We start from the raw sequence: 15946 nt of genomic DNA, 5'->3' as shown, positions 1-15946 counted from the left end.
TCATTAGCCTTGTTTATTGGAGGTTGCGTTGGAGAGGCCCAGCAGCTTTATGCTGGAATTAATTTCGGCGTCGGAAGAGCGGGCAAGGTGGGCTTGCTTCCCGACATTGCGATTTGCGTTGCGTACATCGGCGATGGCGCCTTCAAAGTCCGACCAGGTCACCTGGGGCTGCTCCGGATTGGCGACCAATGCGCGGGGAAGTGCAGTTCGCATGACAGTGCGAAGCTCCCGACCGGAGAGCCCTTTGGACGCTTCGGCGGCACGTTCGATCAGAGCGTCCCGGTCTTCGGCTAGTGGGATGCCCGGGACCATCAATCGTTGCCAAAGCCGCTTGCGGCCATCGAGATCGGGCAGTTCGAACGTGATGTGATAGCGAATACGGCTGACAAAGGCGTTGTCGTAGTTGTTGGCGAAGTTGGTGGCAAACACGACGATGCCTTCGAACCTTTCCAGCTCTATCAATAGAGTGGAGCGCATTGCATTGATTTCGTTGTCGATGCCTTGGGTTACTGATGACAGGCGGGCGCCGAGCAGGGTATCGGCCTCATCGAAGAACAGCAGCGCGCCAGCCACTGCAGCGGATTTGAAGGCCACGGATATGTTTTTTGCGGTTTCACCGACGAACTTGCTTTCCACTTCGGAAATTCCGATGTGAATGAAGGGGCATTGAAGCGTGCCAGCCAGGGCCTCGGCAGCGAGAGTCTTTCCGGTTCCGGGCGGGCCGTAAAAATTTAGGACCATGTTCCGACCCGTTGGGTCGACGGCGCCCAGGCCCCAATCGGAATAGATAATCTTGTGGTAGCGCATGGCGCCGATGGCTTCATCGAACATCCGCCGGGTTTCCGGCCCGAGCACCATGTCGCCTTCCAGCGTGATTCTCGGATCCCGTACCTCATAGGGCGATTGCAAAAGGCGCTCAGTTTGTTCTTCGTTCTGGGACATGGAGTTGGGCATGAGCTGTGATGGTCAGGAGGTGGGTGTTGCGTACAGTGCCAAGGTGCGCTGGATCGATGCCGTCAGTACATCCCGCATGGAAGCTGGTTCGCGGACGAGAATCTGCTCCCCCAACCCGAACGCCCACCAGAGCGTTTCTTGGTCATCGGCCACGCTCGCGGTCAGTCGCAACCATTGCGTATCCGGAAGGGGCTTCAGAGCTTGGTCTTCGCTCAACGGGGTTTCCCGCAATATCCACGCGGTATCGGGGTGCACATCGGCCACCAGCTCCACCATTCCAGTGCCCTGCCTGGGCGTAAACGCAGCCGTGGGGAGGTAGGCGTCGATATCGAAGTCGTCGTCACGCGCCGGGGCGCTCAACACTTCGGCGCGCTGGATGCGGTGCAGGGCGAAGTGGCGCAGGTCGGTGTAGTCGCCGACGCTGGCGATCAGATAGCTGGCCGGGCCGCGGGAGACCAGACCTTTCGGGTGCAGGGTCATGGTTTTGACCTCGCCCTTGACCCGGCTGAGGTAGTCGACCTGCAGCTGGCGCTGTTCCAGCAGGGCGTTGGCCACCTGTTCCCATACATCACCGTTCACGCTGGCCGGTAGCAGCGCCTTGCCATTGGGCAGGCTGCGCACGCGCTGCGCCCAGCGGGTGAGCGGGTTGTGCTGCAGGGACTGCAGGTGATTGCGGGCGGTGGCGAACTGCGGTTCCAACAGGGCCAGCACGCCGGGCGGCAGCAGGTGCTTGAGGTGGCCTTCGGCCAGGCTCATCGCCAATGCGGCGGCGGTATCGGTGGCGGGCAGGGTGATCTGCGCCTGGCTGTCGAAACTCCAGCGAAAGGCCTGGCCATCGTCCTGGCAGATCAACGGGAAGCGGGTGCTGAGCTTTTCGCTCAGGTCACGCTGCAGGGTACGGGCGGTAACCGAGAAGCCGCGCTGTTCAAGTGCTGTCTTGAGTTCCTGCACCGAGGCACTCTTGGGGTAGCGGGGAATCAGACCAAGCAGAACGAGGTTGCGGACGAGCGGATCTTTTGGATCTTTGTTGGACATGGCGTAGGCAAGGGCAGTCAGTCTGGTATTGCAAGGAAGTGCCGCGCTGGACGGCGCGTGGCATTGGCAGAGACCGACGTTAGTCAGTGGGCGCAACGGTTTCTGTCGCGGTTGCCGGGCCTTGCGAACAAGGGGTAGTACTGACCACCGCTACCGTGCTTTTTCGCGTGGTGGAGTACTCCGGAACCACCGGATAGGCGATGGCGTCGTCTGAGAATGCATCGGTTTCCATCATCAGACTGATCATGGCCGGAAGCAGCGCACTGAGCAGGGCGCAGCCATCGCGCAACTGCGCGCGGTTGATACTGCTGTTCCAGGTGGCGCCGCCGTGCACGAGCTGGTTGCGCAGCACGTAGAGGCGGTCCAGCACGATGCTCAGCAGTTCGGCGGTGCGCTGGCCGAGCGCGGCATCCATCGCCGCTTTGCGGCTGGCGTCGAAGCGCTGTTTCCAACGATCGCTGGAGTCGTGATCGCGTAATGCACGCCAGAAGGGGGCGAACACGTAGCGGTTATCGATCAACAGGCGCACCGGTCCGCTGAACTGCTGGAACAGCAGGCGGTGCAGTTGCTGTTGCGAATCCACGGCCACCAGCCGGGAGATGAAGTCGGCAACACGCTGGCGCTCGCTCTGCTCGCCGTCGAATTCGCCGGCATAAGCGGCGTTGAAAGCGATCCATAGCAGGATGAAGCGGGCATCGTCATCGCCGTTGTCCTGTCCGGCGCGGTGCAGCCAACTGATAGCCCGGTGCAAGCGGACAGCAAGCACCTCGTTCTGGTTCGCGCGCACGACGCGATGCCGCTCGCGCAGCGCTTCTACGGTTGCAACATCCATAGTGCCAGGTAGTCCCTTGCTTCCTTGATTACAGCTGCAACGCTTTGTCGATCCTCGACAAAGCCCCCTTGTGTGGAAGATGCCCTGCCAAAATAAATATGGCAATGCATATGCATTAGCGGCCGCGCATGCGAACTCTTGAATCGTCGCAGCGGCGGGACGTTGGATCGATTGCGCGAGGCTGCGCGTACAAAAAAGCCCCGGACGCAGTACCCGGGGCTTGATGATGATGGGGGGGGCGAGCGGATCTTCTGGCTTCTGTGCCGTCTATTGCCGCGCCAAGGGTTTGGCGTAGATCAGGAACGTTTGGTTCACCGACGTGGATCAGCTCTCACGCGCGACCTGGAAGCCGGCGAACGACTGGCTGGTGGGCATGATCTCCAGCCGGTTGATGTTCAGATGGGCCGGCAGCGTGGCCACGTAGAAGATGCTGTCGGCGATGTCTTCGGCGGTCATCGGGGTGGCGCCGCTGTAGAGCTTGTCCGAGGCGGCTTGGTCGCCGTGGGTGCGCACCAGAGTGAACTCGGTCTCGGCCATGCCCGGTTCGATCGTGGTCACGCGTACGCCGCTGCCGTGCAGGTCCGCACGCAGTCCGAGCGAGAACTGGCTGACGAACGCCTTGGTGCCGCCATACGCATTGCCGCCCGGATACGGATACACGCCGGCCACCGAGCTGATGTTGATGATGGCGCCGCGGCGCTTCACCAGCTGCGGCAGCAGGCGGTGGGTCAACGTGACCAGCGCGGTGACGTTGGTGTCGATCATCGTGCGCCAGTCCTGCAGGTCGGCGCGCTGCGCCGGCGCGGTGCCCTGCGCCAGGCCGGCGTTGTTCACCAGCAGGTCGATCTGGCGGAAGTTCTCCGGCAACGCGGCCAGGGCGGCGTCCATCGCGGCCGCATCCCGGATGTCGAACACCGCGGCGTGGATCACGTCGGCACCGAACTCGTTGACCAGCGGCTGCAGGCGCTCGGCGCGGCGGCCGGTGGCAATAACGCGCCAGCCGGCGGCGGCGAAACGGCGGGCGGCGGCGGCGCCGAAGCCGGAGGTAGCACCGGTGATGAGGGCGGTCTTGGGCATGGGTAGATTCCTTGGGAGCAGATGGCCGATTTTCGCACTGCATTGCGTGCGGGGGTATCGCGCAGTGCCGGCCGGGGGAGTGGCGTGGCAACCGCATGCGGTGCCGGGGGCGAAGAGCGTGCCCTCATCCGCCCTTCGGGCACCTTCTCCCGCAGGGAGAAGGGAGCGTTGTTTCCGGTGGCAGAGGACGGGTGATGCTTGCGGGCGGGAGAAGGCATTGGTGAGCTGCACGGCGAAGGCGGGCGCGGTGCCGGGCGGTGTGGCAGGTCACCCTCATCCGCCTTTCGGGCACATTCTCCCGCAGGGAGAAGGGAGCGTTGTTTCCGGTGGCAGAGGACGGGTGATGCTTTCGGGCGGGAGAAGGCATTGGTGAGCTGCACGGCGAAGGCGGGCGCGGTGCCGGGCGGTGTGGCAGATCACCCTCATCCGCCTTTCGGGCACCTTCTCCCGCAGGGAGAAGGGAGCGTTGTTTCCGGTGGCAGAGGACGGGTGATGCTTTCGGGCGGGAGAAGGCATTGGTGAGCTGCACGGCGAAGGCGGGCGCGGTGCCGGGCGGTGTGGCAGATCACCCTCATCCGCCTTTCGGGCACCTTCTCCCGCAGGGAGAAGGGAGCGTTGTTTCCGGTGGAAGAGGGGGGATGCTTTCGGGCGGGAGAAAGCATTGGTGAGCTGCACGGCGAAGGCGGGCGTGGTGCCGGGCGGTGTGGCAGGTCACCCTCATCCGCCTTTCGGGCAGGTTATCCCGCAGGGAGAAGGGGGCGTGCTCGCGGGTAGGAAGCGGGTGCTGTGCACGGCGGGTGGGCAGTGGCACGGGTTCCCGGGGGCGGAAGAAGTGTGCTTTCGCCAAGGGTCAGGCCAGGGCCGCTGCGTTGCGTCAGGAGACGGCAGCAGTGGGGCAGGAATCAAGCGGCGGACCGGAGGCAACAGGCGACCACCACGCGCGGCTTTTTTGAAAAGCAAAAGCCCGGCGCGGGGCCGGGCTTTCCGTGGTCCAGCATTGGCGTGGCGCGGGTTACTGCGCCTTGATCGCCATGGCCTGCAGGCCGCTGCCATTGAGCTTGGCCTTGGCTTCGGCCAGCTCGCTGGCGGTTCCATATGGGCCCATGCGCACGCGGTAGACGGTCTTGCCGCTGATCTGCGCCGATTCCACCCGCGCGGCCAACCCCATCATGGCCAGCTTGGCCTTGGTGGCTTCGGCGTCGCCGGAGGCCCCGAAGGCGCCGGCTTGCAGGATGTAGCGCACGTTGTCGCTGGCAGCGGTTTCCGGCGCCAGCGCCGGTGTCAATGCCGCCTTGGGTTCGCTGGCTGCAACCGTCGGTACCGGGGTGGCGCTGGCGACCTGGGTCGGGCGCGTTGGCGGGGTTTCCGGCACCGGCGTCGGCTGGCGCGCGGCTTCGCTGACCGCTGCCGGCAGCGCGGCCGGGAGGGCCGCCGGCAGCGGGCGCCCTTCCAGTGCGGCCTGCGCGCGCTGTGCTTCGCTGCTTTCTCCGCCGCGTGCGGCCTGCTGGGTGCGGCGCAGTTCCTCGGCGCGGGCGCTGGCGGCCAGTTCGGCGTCGGACATCTGTACTTCCTTGCCCGGCAGCAATGTGTAGAAGTCGTACTGGGTGGCGGCGGATTTCGCGGCTTGGTCGTTGCCAGCCCGCGCTGCCGGACGCGGCAGTTCCGCCGCCGCATCCACGTCGACATCGGTCACCGGCGCCGGCTGCGCATCCGGGTTGGGATGCGGGCCCACGCGCAGGAAGCCGTCACCCTCGGTCTTGAACAGGTTGGGCGCTGCCAGAAACGCCACCGCGGCGATGGCCACACCGGCCACCAGCCACACCCAGCCGGGGGTGCCCTGGTTGCTGTTGCGCCGTGCCTGGGTTTTGCCGCGTCGTGCTGCCATTTACGGGATCTCCTCGACTTACATCTTTTCCGGAGCCGACACGCCCAGGATGTCCAGGCCGTTGGCCAGCACCTGCGCAGCGGCCGAGGCCAGGGTCAGCCGGGCGTTGCGCGCGGCCGCATCGTCCACCAGCACCGGTGTCCCGTGATACCACGTGTGGAAAGCGTGGGCCAATTCACGCAGGTACTGCGCGATTTGGTGCGGCTCCAGCGCGATGCCGGCGGCTTCGACCACTTCCGGATAACGCGAAATTTCGTTCATCAGCTCCAGCGATGCGGCATCGTCGAGCTGCGGCAACGCGGCCAGCCCCTCGGCCTGCACGTAATCCAGGCCTTTTTCGTGGGCCTGGCGCAGCAGCGAGCAGACCCGCGCGTGCGCGTACTGCACGTAGAACACCGGGTTGTCGTTGCTCTGCTGGCGGGCTAGGTCGATATCGAAGGTCAGCTGCGAATCGGGCTTGCGCGCGATCAGGAACCAGCGGGTGGCATCGCGCCCGGCTTCCTCGATCAGGTCGCGCAGGGTCAGGTAGCTGCCGGCACGCTTGGACAGCTTCACTTCCTCGCCGCCGCGCATCACCGTCACCATCTGGTGCAGCACGTATTCCGGCCAGCCCTTGGGAATGCCGACGTCCAGCGCCTGCAGGCCGGCGCGCACGCGCGCCAGCGAGCCGTGATGATCGGCCCCCAGTTCGGTGATCGCACGCTCGTAGCCGCGCTGCCACTTGCTCAGGTGGTAGGCCACGTCCGGCAGGAAGTAGGTGTAGCTGCCGTCGGACTTGCGCATCACGCGGTCCTTGTCGTCACCGAAGTCGGTCGAACGCAGCCACAGCGCGCCACCTTCCTCGTAGGTGTGGCCGGCGGCGTTGAGCTGGGCGACGGTCTCTTCGACCTTGCCGTCCTTGTACAGCGAGCTTTCCAGGAAGTAGATGTCGAAATCCACGCCGAACGCGGCCAGGTCCTGGTTCTGCTCGTTGCGCAGGTATGCCACGGCAAAACGGCGGATCGCGTCGAGATTGCCGGCATCACGCTCGCCGATGACGACGTTGCCTTCCAGATCCACCGACTCACCTGCCAGATACGCGCGTGCCACTTCAGCGATGTAGTCGCCGCGGTAGCCCGACTCCGGCCAGCCGGCGTCGTCCGGCTGCAGGCCCTGGGCCCGCGCCTGTACCGACAGGGCGAGATTTTCAATCTGCACCCCGGCATCGTTGTAGTAGTACTCGCGCTTGGTGTTCCAGCCGTTCATTTCCAGCAGGCGCGCCAGGCAGTCACCGATGGCGGCCGCGCGACCGTGGCCGACATGCAGCGGCCCGGTCGGATTGGCCGAGACGTATTCCACGCCCACGGTGCGGCCATTGCCGGCCAGGTTGCGGCCGTAATCGGCGCCTACCTTGATGACCGTGGCGATTTCACGCTGATAGGCGTGGGGCGAGAGATGGAAATTGATGAAGCCCGGGCCGGCGATCTCTACCTGGGTGATGTCGTCGCTGGCGGGCAACGCGGCGACCAGCGCCTGGGCCAGTGCGCGCGGATTGCTGCGCGCCGCCTTGGCCAGCAGCATCGCGGCGTTGGTGGCGAAGTCGCCGTGCTCACGGGTCTTGGGCCGTTCGACCACGAAGTCCGGCGGCAGGGTGTCGGCAGGCAGGCTGCCGTTGGCGCGCAAGGCTTCGATGCCTTGGCCGATCAGGGCGCGGAGTTGGGGTTTCACGTGATATCTGCTTGAAGCGCGGAACTGCCCATTTTACCCGACCGCGCGCCTGCTGGCCGCCACGTATTCAAGACGGCGTTGATTGGCCCCAGTCAGTAGCCTGAACAGGCCGCCGGCATGCCGGAGTCAGACCCAGCCGCGTGCGGCCAGCGACACGGCCGTGCCATCGCCGATCACGAAATGGTCCAGCAGGCGCACGTCCACCAGCTCCAGGGCGTGGCGCAGGCGCTGGGTGACCGCGCGGTCGGCGGCCGAGGGCTCCGGATTGCCGGAGGGATGGTTGTGGCCGACGATCACCGCCGCGGCGTTGTGGACCAGTGCACGGCGGACCACTTCGCGCGGGTGGACTTCGGCGCCATCGATGGTGCCGGTGAACAGCTCTTCGAACGCCAGGGCGCGGTGGCGGGTGTCCAGGAACAGGGCGGCAAACACCTCGAACGGACGCGGTCGCAGGCGCTGGGCGAAATAGCGGCCGGCAGCCATCGGGTCACTGAGGGCGGCGCCGCGCTCCAGATCGGCGGCCAGGTGGCGCTGGCCCAGTTCCAGCGCGGCGGCCAGCTTGCAGGCACGGGCCGGTCCCAGTCCCGGCAGTTTGGCCAGATCGCCCGGTTCGCGGTCGAGCAGGCGCCGCAGCGGGCCGTGGTCATGCAGCAGGTCGCGCGAGGTCTGCACCGCATCGCGGCCGCGCAGCCCCGAACCGAGGAAAATGGCCAGCAGCTCGGCATCGGACAGCGCGCCGGGGCCACGCGCCAGCAGCTTTTCACGGGGACGCTCGGCGGTGGGCCAGTCGCGGATGTGCATGGCCCCACACTGGCGCTTGCGCCGACGCGCGCCTATCGGGCGCGCGGGACCCTTCGGGTAAGCTAAACATTCTTGTTCGGGTAGGAATTTCCCCACGTGACCGGCTCTCAACATGCTTCCCCGGTGCAGGCGCGCCCGCTGGAAGGCCAGAAGCTGCTGCTGTGTGTCGGCGGTGGCATTGCCGCCTACAAATCCTTGGAGCTGGTACGGCGCCTGCGCGATGCCGGGGCGCAGGTGCAGGTGGCCATGACCGCCGGGGCGCAGCAGTTCGTGACCCCGCTCAGTTTCCAGGCGCTGTCGGGCCAACCGACCCGCACCACGCTGTGGGACAGTGCCGCCGAGCAGGCGATGGGGCATATCGAACTGGCACGCTGGGCCGATCGCATCGTGGTCGCCCCGGCCACCGCGGACCTGCTGGCACGGCTGGCGCACGGCCATGCCGATGACCTGGTGACCACGCTGTGCCTGGCCACCACCGCGCCGCTGACCGTGTGTCCGGCGATGAACCACCGCATGTGGCTGCATCCGGCCACCCAGGCCAATATCGCGTTGCTGCAGCAGCGCGGCGCGCAGGTGATCGGGCCGGAGGACGGCCCGCTGGCCGAGGGCGAATCCGGCCCGGGCCGGCTCAGTGACGTCCCCGCCATCATCGCCGCGCTGGTCGCGATCAGCCCCGGCGGCACTGCCGCGACTGCGGGTGAGTCGCGCCTGCGCGGGCTGCGGGTGGTCATCAGTGCCGGTCCCACCTATGAAGATCTGGACCCGGTGCGCTATGTCGGCAACCGCTCCAGCGGCAAGATGGGCTATGCGCTGGCCGCCGCCGCCGCGCGCCACGGTGCGCAGGTGGTGCTGGTCAGTGGTCCGGTGCAGTTGCCGACGCCGGCAGGGGTGCAGCGCGTGGATGTGCGTTCGGCGGCGCAGATGCGCGAGGCGGTGCTGGCCGCGCTGCCGGCCGACATCTATATCGGTGCGGCGGCCGTGGCCGACTACACCCCGCGCGCGGTCGCGGCGCAGAAGCTGAAGAAGACCGCCGCCAGCCAGACGCTGACGCTGGAGCTGGTGCGCACGCCGGACATCCTGGCCGAAGTGGCCGCACAGACCCAGGCGCTGAAGCTGGTGGTCGGCTTTGCCGCCGAGACCCACGATGTGGAGAAGTACGCGCGCGGCAAGCTGGTCGCCAAGCATCTGGATCTGATCATCGCCAACCAGGTCGGCATCGCCGGCAATGGTTTTGAGAGCGACCAGAACGCGGCCGTGGCCTACTGGAATGGCGGCCAGCGCGAATTCCCGGGTACCGCCAAGACCCGGCTGGCCGAACAGCTGCTGGACCTGATCGCCGAGAGGTTGGATGCATGAATGATGGAAACGCGCTGCAGCCGCTGCAGGTGAAACTGCTCGACCCCCGTTTTGGCGACGAATGGCCGTTGCCGGGCTATGCCACCGAATCCAGTGCCGGCCTGGACCTGCGCGCGGCGATCGAAGCGCCCGTGACGCTCGAACCCGGTGACGCGGCACTGCTGCCCAGCGGCATCGCCATCCATATCGGTGACCCGGGGTTGTGCGCGGTGGTGTTGCCGCGCTCGGGACTGGGCCACCGCCACGGCATCGTGCTCGGCAACGGCACCGGGCTGATCGACGCCGATTACCAGGGACCGCTGCTGATCAGCGCCTGGAACCGCGGCCGCGAACCCTTCACCATCCAGCCCGGCGACCGCATCGCGCAACTGGTGGTGCTGCCTTTAACGCGCGTGGCGTTGCAGGTGGTGGATACTTTCCTCGACAGTGCGCGGGGAACGGGTGGATTCGGCCATACCGGGGTGCGCTGACAGGGGACAGTCACGATGAGCGATGGGAATCACGGCGGGCGTCCGCACGCTTCGTTTGGCAGGTCGACACCGCTGCTGGCGGTACTTTTACTGCTGTTGGCCGGCTGGTTCGGCTGGAGTGGCGTGGCGCAGTGGCGCCAGGCGGGCGTTGCGACGAGCCTGGAAGCCGCGCGCGACCGCATCGTCACCGGCTTGCAGGGCGCGCTCGATGCGCAGACCGCGCAGCTGGCCAGGCAGCTGCAAACCGGACCGGTGAAGGCGGCACTGGCGCGCGCTGATGCGCACGCTGCGGCGCTGGCGATCCGCGAACAATGGCCCGGGGTGGAGGATGTGCAGGTGCTGCCGGCCACGCTGGAGCAGGCCTACCGCGATCCGGCCGCGTTCGGCTATTCGCGCCTGGCGCTGCTGGAAATGGCGCTGGCCGATGAGCAGCCGGTGGGCCGGGTGGTGCGCGATGACGGCAGCCAGCGCCTGGGGCTGTCGGCACCGGTGATGCTCGGTGATCAGCCTGCGGTGGTCTACGTGCGCCAGCCGCTGCTGCGCCTGACCGGGGTGTTCGACGAGGTCCATGGCCCGGGCAGTGCCTATCTGGCCCTGCGCCAGGGCGGCCACAATGTGATCGAGCAGGGCAGCACTGCCCTGGGTACGGGCGCCGAGGCGCTGGCGCGGCCCATTGGCAAGAGCGGGCTGCGGGTAGCCGCGGCGGTGCCGGACGTCAACGCCGGGCCGTTCGGCCTGGGGGCAATTCCCTCGCTGGTGGTGGCCGTGCTGTTGCTGCTGGTGGCGGGGCTGCTGGTGCTGGGCAAGGGCCGGGTGCGTTTGCCGCGCCGCAAACTGGCCGGAGAAACCGACGATAGCGGCCCGACCCTGCAACAGAGCCTGGAGGAGGCGCCGTTGCCGGTGGCCAGCCCCCGCCGCAGCGACGGCGAGGCGGCTCCGGCGATGGCGGGGCAGGCGGTGGCGGCGGGTATTTTCCGTGCCTACGACATCCGCGGCGTGGTCGGCAGCGACCTCAACCCGGGCGTGGCCACGTTGATCGGCCAGGCCATCGGCAGCGTGATGCAGGCCCAGGGCCTGCGCGACATCGTGGTGGGCCGCGACGGCCGCCTGTCCGGGCCGGAGTTGAGCGAGGGCCTGATCGAAGGGCTGCGTCGCGCCGGCTGCGAGGTGTTCGATATCGGCCTGGCGCCGACCCCGGTGGTGTATTTCGCCAGCTACCACCTGCGCGCCGGCAGCTGCGTGGCGGTGACCGGCAGCCACAATCCGCCGGACTACAACGGCTTCAAGATCGTGATCGGCGGTGAAACCCTGTCCGGTGACGCCATCACCGAGCTGTACGCGCGGATCAGCGAGGGCCGCCTGCACACGGCCGCCGAACCGGGCAGCGTGCAGCCGCGCGAGGTGATGGCCGATTACGTGCAGCGCATCGCCGATGACGTGCAGCTGGACCGCCCGCTCAAGGTGGTGGCCGATGCCGGCAATGGCGTGGCCGGGGCGGTGGCGCAGCAACTGCTCGAAGCGATCGGCGCGGAAGTCATTCCGCTGTACTGCGATGTCGATGGCAGTTTCCCCAACCACCATCCCGATCCCGGCGAGCCGGAAAACCTGCAGGACCTGATCCAGACCGTAAAGCGTTTCGACGCCGATATCGGGCTCGCGTTCGATGGCGATGGCGACCGCCTGGGCGTGGTCACCCGCGAGGGCAAGATCATCTATCCCGACCGCCTGTTGATGCTGTTTGCCGCCGATGTGCTGCAACGCAATCCCGGCGCGATGGTGATCTACGACGTCAAATGCAGCGGCAAGCTGTCCGACTACGTGCTGCGCCACGGTGGCAGCCCGATGATGTGGAAGACCGGGCATTCGCTGATCAAGGCCAAGATGCGCGAGACCGACGCCGAGCTGGCCGGCGAGATGAGCGGCCACTTCTTCTTCAAGGAGCGCTGGTACGGGTTCGACGACGGCCTGTATTCGGCGGCGCGGTTGCTGGAAATCCTCGCCCAGCGCGATGAGGACCCCTCGGAGGTGTTGGCCGAGCTGCCCGAAAGCGTGGCCACGCCCGAGCTCAAGCTGCCGGTCACCGAAGGTACCCAGCATGCGCAGGTGGCGTTGTTCGTGGCCGCCGTGCAGGTCGAGGATTCGCCCTTCGCCGCCGCACGGCTGTCCACCATCGACGGTCTGCGCGCCGACTTCAGCGATGGCTGGGGCCTGGTGCGTGCCTCCAACACCACCCCGGTGCTGGTGCTGCGGTTCGAGGCCAACGACGAGGCCGCGCTGGAGCGGATCAAGCACCTGTTCCGCAACCAGCTGCAGCAGCTGCTGCCGGGCGTGGAGCTGACGTTCTGACCCCGAAGCGGGCACGCGCGCCCTGTGTGTGCCCGACGCTGAGCCCGGCAGTGGCGCGCCGCGCTGGAATCCGCGGCGGGTTATTCGCGGCGGCGCGGGCGCGCCTCGTCGCAGAAACGCAGGCCCACCCCGGGTTCGGTGAACAGATAGCGTGAATCCAGCGCCGAATCGCCCAGCTTGTGGCGCAGCTTGCCCACCAGGATGCGCAGGTAATGGGTGTCGTGGCGGTGGCTCGGCCCCCACACCTCCTGCAGGATCTGCGGCTGCGTCACCACCCGCCCGGCATTGCGCAGCAGCAGCGACAGCAGTGCGTATTCCTTGCGGGACAGTGCGACCGGCTCACCTTGCAGCTTCACTTCGCGGCGCTGCAGGTCGATCTGCAGGTGGCCGTCGTCGAACTGCACCGCGCCGCCATCGCTGGCGGCGGCATGTGTGCGCAGCAACGCGCGGATCCGCGCCATCAGCTCCTGGATGCCGAATGGCTTGGTCACGTAGTCGTTGGCGCCGCTGTCCAGCGTGCGCACTTTCTCCGCCTCGTCGGCGCGCACTGTCAGCATGATCACCGGCACCTGGCTCCACTGGCGCAGTTCGGCCAGCACCTGGTGGCCTTCCATGTCCGGCAGGCCCAGATCCAGGATCACCAGTTCGGCGCCTTCGGTGGCCAGCAGCGCCAGCCCGGCCTGGCCATCGCCGGCCTGCAGAACCCGGTAACCCTGGGTGCGCAGGCTGATGTCGAGGAAACGCCGGATCTGGGTTTCATCGTCGATCACCAGCACACGTGCGGGCGGCACGCCGGTGGCGGGATCAGGCAGGGGCGTGGTCATCGTCGGGATGCGGACGCAGCAGCGGCAGGGTGATGCGGATCAGGGTACCGCGACCGTCGCGTCCGGGCAGGGCCTGCACGTGGCCGCCGTGGGCGCCGATCATGCCCTGGCAGATGGTCAGCCCCAGACCGGTGCCATGGCGGCCGCGATCGCCGCGTTCGACGCTGTAGAACATGTCGAAGATGCGCGCGCGTTCCTCGTCGGGGATGCCGGGGCCGGAGTCGAGGATGTCGATGCGCAGTTCGTTGTCCACCTGCCGCGCCTGGACCTCGACCGCGGCCCCGGGCGGGGAGAACCTGGCCGCGTTCTCCATCACGTTGAACAGCGCCTGTTCCACCAGTGCCGGGTGCACCCAGATCGGCGCCAGTGTGGCGGGAATCTCCAGCTGCAGGCGCACGTCGGGCTGATAGCGCTGCAGCCGTCGGGCCGCCGAGCCAACCAGTTCGTCCACGCCGATCCAGTCGCGGTTGATCTTCAGTCCGTCATGGCCGAGCCGGGTCATGTCCAGCAGGTTCTGGATGTAGCGGTCCAGGCGCTCGCCTTCGATCAGGATGGTGTCGAGCAGGGCTTGCCGGTCACCGGCATCCATCGCCTCGGCATAGCTGGACAGGCTGTCGGCCGAGCCGATGATCGCCGCCAGCGGCGAGCGCAGGTCGTGCGACACCGACGACAGCAGCGCCGAACGCAGGCGCTCGGTTTCGTTGCTGACATGGGCGCTTTCCAAGTCGGCCACCAGCTGCGCGCGCTGCGCGGCCAGGGCGATGTCGTCGGCCATCGCTTCGGCCAGTTGCCGCTGCTCCGGCGCCAGCCGGGTGTGGTGGCGTCCGAAACGCATGCCGGCCACGCCCACCGCGTGCGCGTCGCCATCGAGCAGCGGCAGGAACCACCAGTCGGCGCCGGCCAGCGTGTCGGTGAAGCGGCCGCTGGGCTGGCCGTGGCGCAGCGCCCAGTCGGCCGCGGCCAGGTCGGTCTCGCCGGGGGCGGCACTGCCGCTGGTGCTGGTGTCGTGGCCGATGCGCAACCACGCCGGTGCGTCCAGTGCCTGTTGCAGTGCTTCGCGGCCGGCCTGGGCGACCTGCTCGTTGTTGGCGGCGCTGGCCAGCCGCCGGCCCAGCATCTGCCGGGCATTGGCGTGGCGGTTGGCCGCGCGCAATGCCACCACCTGCATGCGCAGGCGCGAGGCCAGGCGCCCGGCCACCAGTGCGGCGGCCAGGAACAGGAACACGGTGATCACGCCCTGGCGCGCGCTGATCGCAAAGGTGAAGCGCGGCGCGATGAAGAAAAAGTTGTAGGCCAGAAAGCACAGCGTCGCGGCCAGCACCGCGGCGCTGGTGCGGGTACGCGCCGCGGTGATCACCACCGCCACGATGAACACCATCGACAGGTCATACAGCTCCACCCAGCGCTCGGCGAGCAGCGCCACCAGACAGGCGGCCACAGTGCCCCCCACGGCCTGCAGCGCGTCCCGGCCGGCACTGCGCGTCGGCAGCGCCAGGCCGAAACGGCGCGCCTGGGCCCGCGCCTGCGGGGTGCTGATGATGGTGATCTCGTAGTGCGCGCCGCGCTGGATCAGCTGCTGGGTCAGGGTGCGGTTGAACAGGCGCGCCAGCGGCCGTTCGCGGGTGCGCCCCAGAATCAGGGTGGAGACGCTGTTGTGGGCGGCGTGGTCGAGCAGCGCATCGGCCACGCTGGGGCCGTGCAGCAGCGCGCTGTCGCCGCCGAGCCGGCGTGCCAGCGCGAAGGCGGCGTCAATCTCGCGGCGGGTGGCTTCATCGTGGTGGTGGGTCTGCACAGTGACCACCATCCACGGCGCATCGCGGCGTTCGGCGATACGCCGCGCCACCCGCACCAGGTATTCGCTCTGGCCGCCGCCATCGATCGCCACCAGCACCCGCCGCCGCAGCGGCAGGTTGCCTTCGCCCTGGGCGGCGCGGGTCTCGCGCAGGCTGGTATCGACGCGGTCGGCGGCCTCCTGCATCGCCAGTTCGCGCAATGCGGTGAGGTTGGCCGGCGAGAAGAACGCCTGCAGCGCCTGCGCCGCCTGCTCGGGCACGTACACCTTGCCCTGCTGCAGGCGCTCGATCAGCTCGCGCGGCGGCAGGTCGACCAGCACGATGTCATGCAGACGGTCGAGCACCGCATCGGGCACGGTCTCGGTCACGCGTACCCCGGTGATGCGCATGACCACATCGTTGAGGCTTTCCAGATGCTGGATGTTGAGCGTGGTCCAGACATCGATGCCGGCTTCGAGCAGTTCCATCACGTCCTGCCAGCGCCGCTCGTGGCGGCTGCCGGGGGCATTGCGGTGGGCCAGCTCGTCCACCAGCACCAGCGCCGGATGCCGTGCCAGCAGCGCATCCAGATCCATCTCCGGCAGCAGCCGCTGCTGGTACGGCAGCTGCGCCAGCGGCACCTGCGGCAGCCCTTGCAGCAGCGCCGCGGTCTCGGCGCGGCCATGGGTTTCGACCAGCCCGACCATCACGTCCACGCCGCGGCGCAGCTGTTCGTGCGCCCGGGTGAGCATGCTGAAGGTTTTGCCGACGCCGGGCGCGGCGCCGAGGAACACGGTCAGCTTGCCGCCGGCTTCGCGTTGCAGGCCTTCGACCAGGGCATCGGCCTGGCGGGAACGGGGGTCGCTCATGGGCGGCGATTGTGCGCC

Annotated in this window: 12 protein-coding genes; 3 read left to right on the top strand and 9 right to left on the bottom strand. The window is 67.6% G+C overall.

What is annotated here, in order from left to right:
- Positions 1 to 3: 3 nt before the first annotated feature.
- From QZH66_RS06275 to radC, 7 genes are all read right to left on the bottom strand, one after another.
- The gene (locus QZH66_RS06275; RefSeq protein WP_305805105.1) at positions 4 to 942 is read right to left on the bottom strand and encodes an ATP-binding protein; all 939 of its coding nucleotides are present in this window, start codon (positions 940 to 942) and stop codon (positions 4 to 6) included.
- 24 nt (positions 943 to 966) lie between these two features.
- Positions 967 to 1989: a WYL domain-containing protein gene (locus QZH66_RS06270; RefSeq protein WP_305805104.1), complete on the bottom strand. Its 1023-nt coding sequence runs from the start codon at positions 1987 to 1989 to the stop codon at positions 967 to 969.
- 79 nt (positions 1990 to 2068) lie between these two features.
- A complete protein-coding gene (locus QZH66_RS06265) occupies positions 2069 to 2821 on the bottom strand; it encodes a HEPN domain-containing protein (RefSeq protein WP_305805103.1) in 753 nt (250 codons plus the stop codon).
- Positions 2822 to 3145: 324 nt separating this feature from the next.
- Entirely contained in the window at positions 3146 to 3898 is a 753-nt protein-coding gene (locus QZH66_RS06260) for an SDR family NAD(P)-dependent oxidoreductase (protein WP_305805102.1), read from the bottom strand.
- A 1012-nt stretch (positions 3899 to 4910) separates the two neighbouring features.
- Complete coding sequence (locus QZH66_RS06255; protein WP_305805101.1) at positions 4911 to 5783, bottom strand: SPOR domain-containing protein; 873 nt, start codon at positions 5781 to 5783, stop codon at positions 4911 to 4913.
- An 18-nt stretch (positions 5784 to 5801) separates the two neighbouring features.
- The gene (gene argS, locus QZH66_RS06250) at positions 5802 to 7490 is read right to left on the bottom strand and encodes an arginine--tRNA ligase (protein ID WP_305805100.1); all 1689 of its coding nucleotides are present in this window, start codon (positions 7488 to 7490) and stop codon (positions 5802 to 5804) included.
- Positions 7491 to 7616: 126 nt separating this feature from the next.
- Positions 7617 to 8291: a DNA repair protein RadC gene (radC, locus tag QZH66_RS06245; RefSeq protein WP_305805099.1), complete on the bottom strand. Its 675-nt coding sequence runs from the start codon at positions 8289 to 8291 to the stop codon at positions 7617 to 7619.
- A gap of 96 nt (positions 8292 to 8387) precedes the next feature.
- Between radC and coaBC the strand changes: the two genes are divergently transcribed.
- Genes coaBC through QZH66_RS06230 form a run of 3 tightly spaced genes read left to right on the top strand, consistent with a single transcriptional unit; the run spans position 8388 to position 12463 of the window.
- On the top strand, positions 8388 to 9647 hold the full coding sequence (coaBC, locus tag QZH66_RS06240) for a bifunctional phosphopantothenoylcysteine decarboxylase/phosphopantothenate--cysteine ligase CoaBC (protein ID WP_305805098.1): 1260 nt from the start codon (positions 8388 to 8390) through the stop codon (positions 9645 to 9647).
- Positions 9644 to 10117, top strand: a complete 474-nt coding sequence (dut, locus tag QZH66_RS06235; RefSeq protein WP_305805097.1) for a dUTP diphosphatase — start codon at positions 9644 to 9646, stop codon at positions 10115 to 10117. Before coaBC ends, dut begins: the two co-directional genes overlap by 4 nt.
- A gap of 15 nt (positions 10118 to 10132) precedes the next feature.
- On the top strand, positions 10133 to 12463 hold the full coding sequence (locus tag QZH66_RS06230) for a phosphomannomutase/phosphoglucomutase (RefSeq protein ID WP_305805096.1): 2331 nt from the start codon (positions 10133 to 10135) through the stop codon (positions 12461 to 12463).
- An 80-nt stretch (positions 12464 to 12543) separates the two neighbouring features.
- Here QZH66_RS06230 and QZH66_RS06225 read toward each other — a convergent pair whose 3' ends face one another.
- Positions 12544 to 13287 (bottom strand): response regulator transcription factor, encoded by a 744-nt coding sequence (locus QZH66_RS06225; RefSeq protein WP_305805095.1) that lies wholly within the window; start codon positions 13285 to 13287, stop codon positions 12544 to 12546.
- Positions 13268 to 15928, bottom strand: a complete 2661-nt coding sequence (locus QZH66_RS06220) for a sensor histidine kinase KdpD (RefSeq protein ID WP_305805094.1) — start codon at positions 15926 to 15928, stop codon at positions 13268 to 13270. The genes QZH66_RS06225 and QZH66_RS06220 overlap by 20 nt, the downstream gene beginning before the upstream one ends.
- Positions 15929 to 15946 lie beyond the last annotated feature (18 nt).

Source organism: Stenotrophomonas sp. YIM B06876, from assembly GCF_030711595.1.
Lineage (GTDB): Bacteria > Pseudomonadota > Gammaproteobacteria > Xanthomonadales > Xanthomonadaceae > Stenotrophomonas.
Note: the sequence above shows the minus strand (reverse complement) of the source record. Positions and strands in the feature narration are given on the sequence as shown.

Excerpts from the sequence above, each read along its gene's own strand:
- QZH66_RS06260 (WP_305805102.1), bottom strand. The coding sequence starts at position 3,898 with ATGCCCAAGACCGCCCTCATCACCGGTGCTACCTCCGGCTTCGGCGCC.
- QZH66_RS06220 (WP_305805094.1), bottom strand. The coding sequence starts at position 15,928 with ATGAGCGACCCCCGTTCCCGCCAGGCCGATGCCCTGGTCGAAGGCCTG.
- QZH66_RS06255 (WP_305805101.1), bottom strand. The coding sequence starts at position 5,783 with ATGGCAGCACGACGCGGCAAAACCCAGGCACGGCGCAACAGCAACCAG.
- radC (WP_305805099.1), bottom strand. The coding sequence starts at position 8,291 with ATGCACATCCGCGACTGGCCCACCGCCGAGCGTCCCCGTGAAAAGCTG.
- dut (WP_305805097.1), top strand. The coding sequence starts at position 9,644 with ATGAATGATGGAAACGCGCTGCAGCCGCTGCAGGTGAAACTGCTCGAC.
- QZH66_RS06230 (WP_305805096.1), top strand. The coding sequence starts at position 10,133 with ATGAGCGATGGGAATCACGGCGGGCGTCCGCACGCTTCGTTTGGCAGG.
- QZH66_RS06265 (WP_305805103.1), bottom strand. The coding sequence starts at position 2,821 with ATGGATGTTGCAACCGTAGAAGCGCTGCGCGAGCGGCATCGCGTCGTG.
- QZH66_RS06275 (WP_305805105.1), bottom strand. The coding sequence starts at position 942 with ATGTCCCAGAACGAAGAACAAACTGAGCGCCTTTTGCAATCGCCCTAT.
- QZH66_RS06270 (WP_305805104.1), bottom strand. The coding sequence starts at position 1,989 with ATGTCCAACAAAGATCCAAAAGATCCGCTCGTCCGCAACCTCGTTCTG.
- QZH66_RS06225 (WP_305805095.1), bottom strand. The coding sequence starts at position 13,287 with ATGACCACGCCCCTGCCTGATCCCGCCACCGGCGTGCCGCCCGCACGT.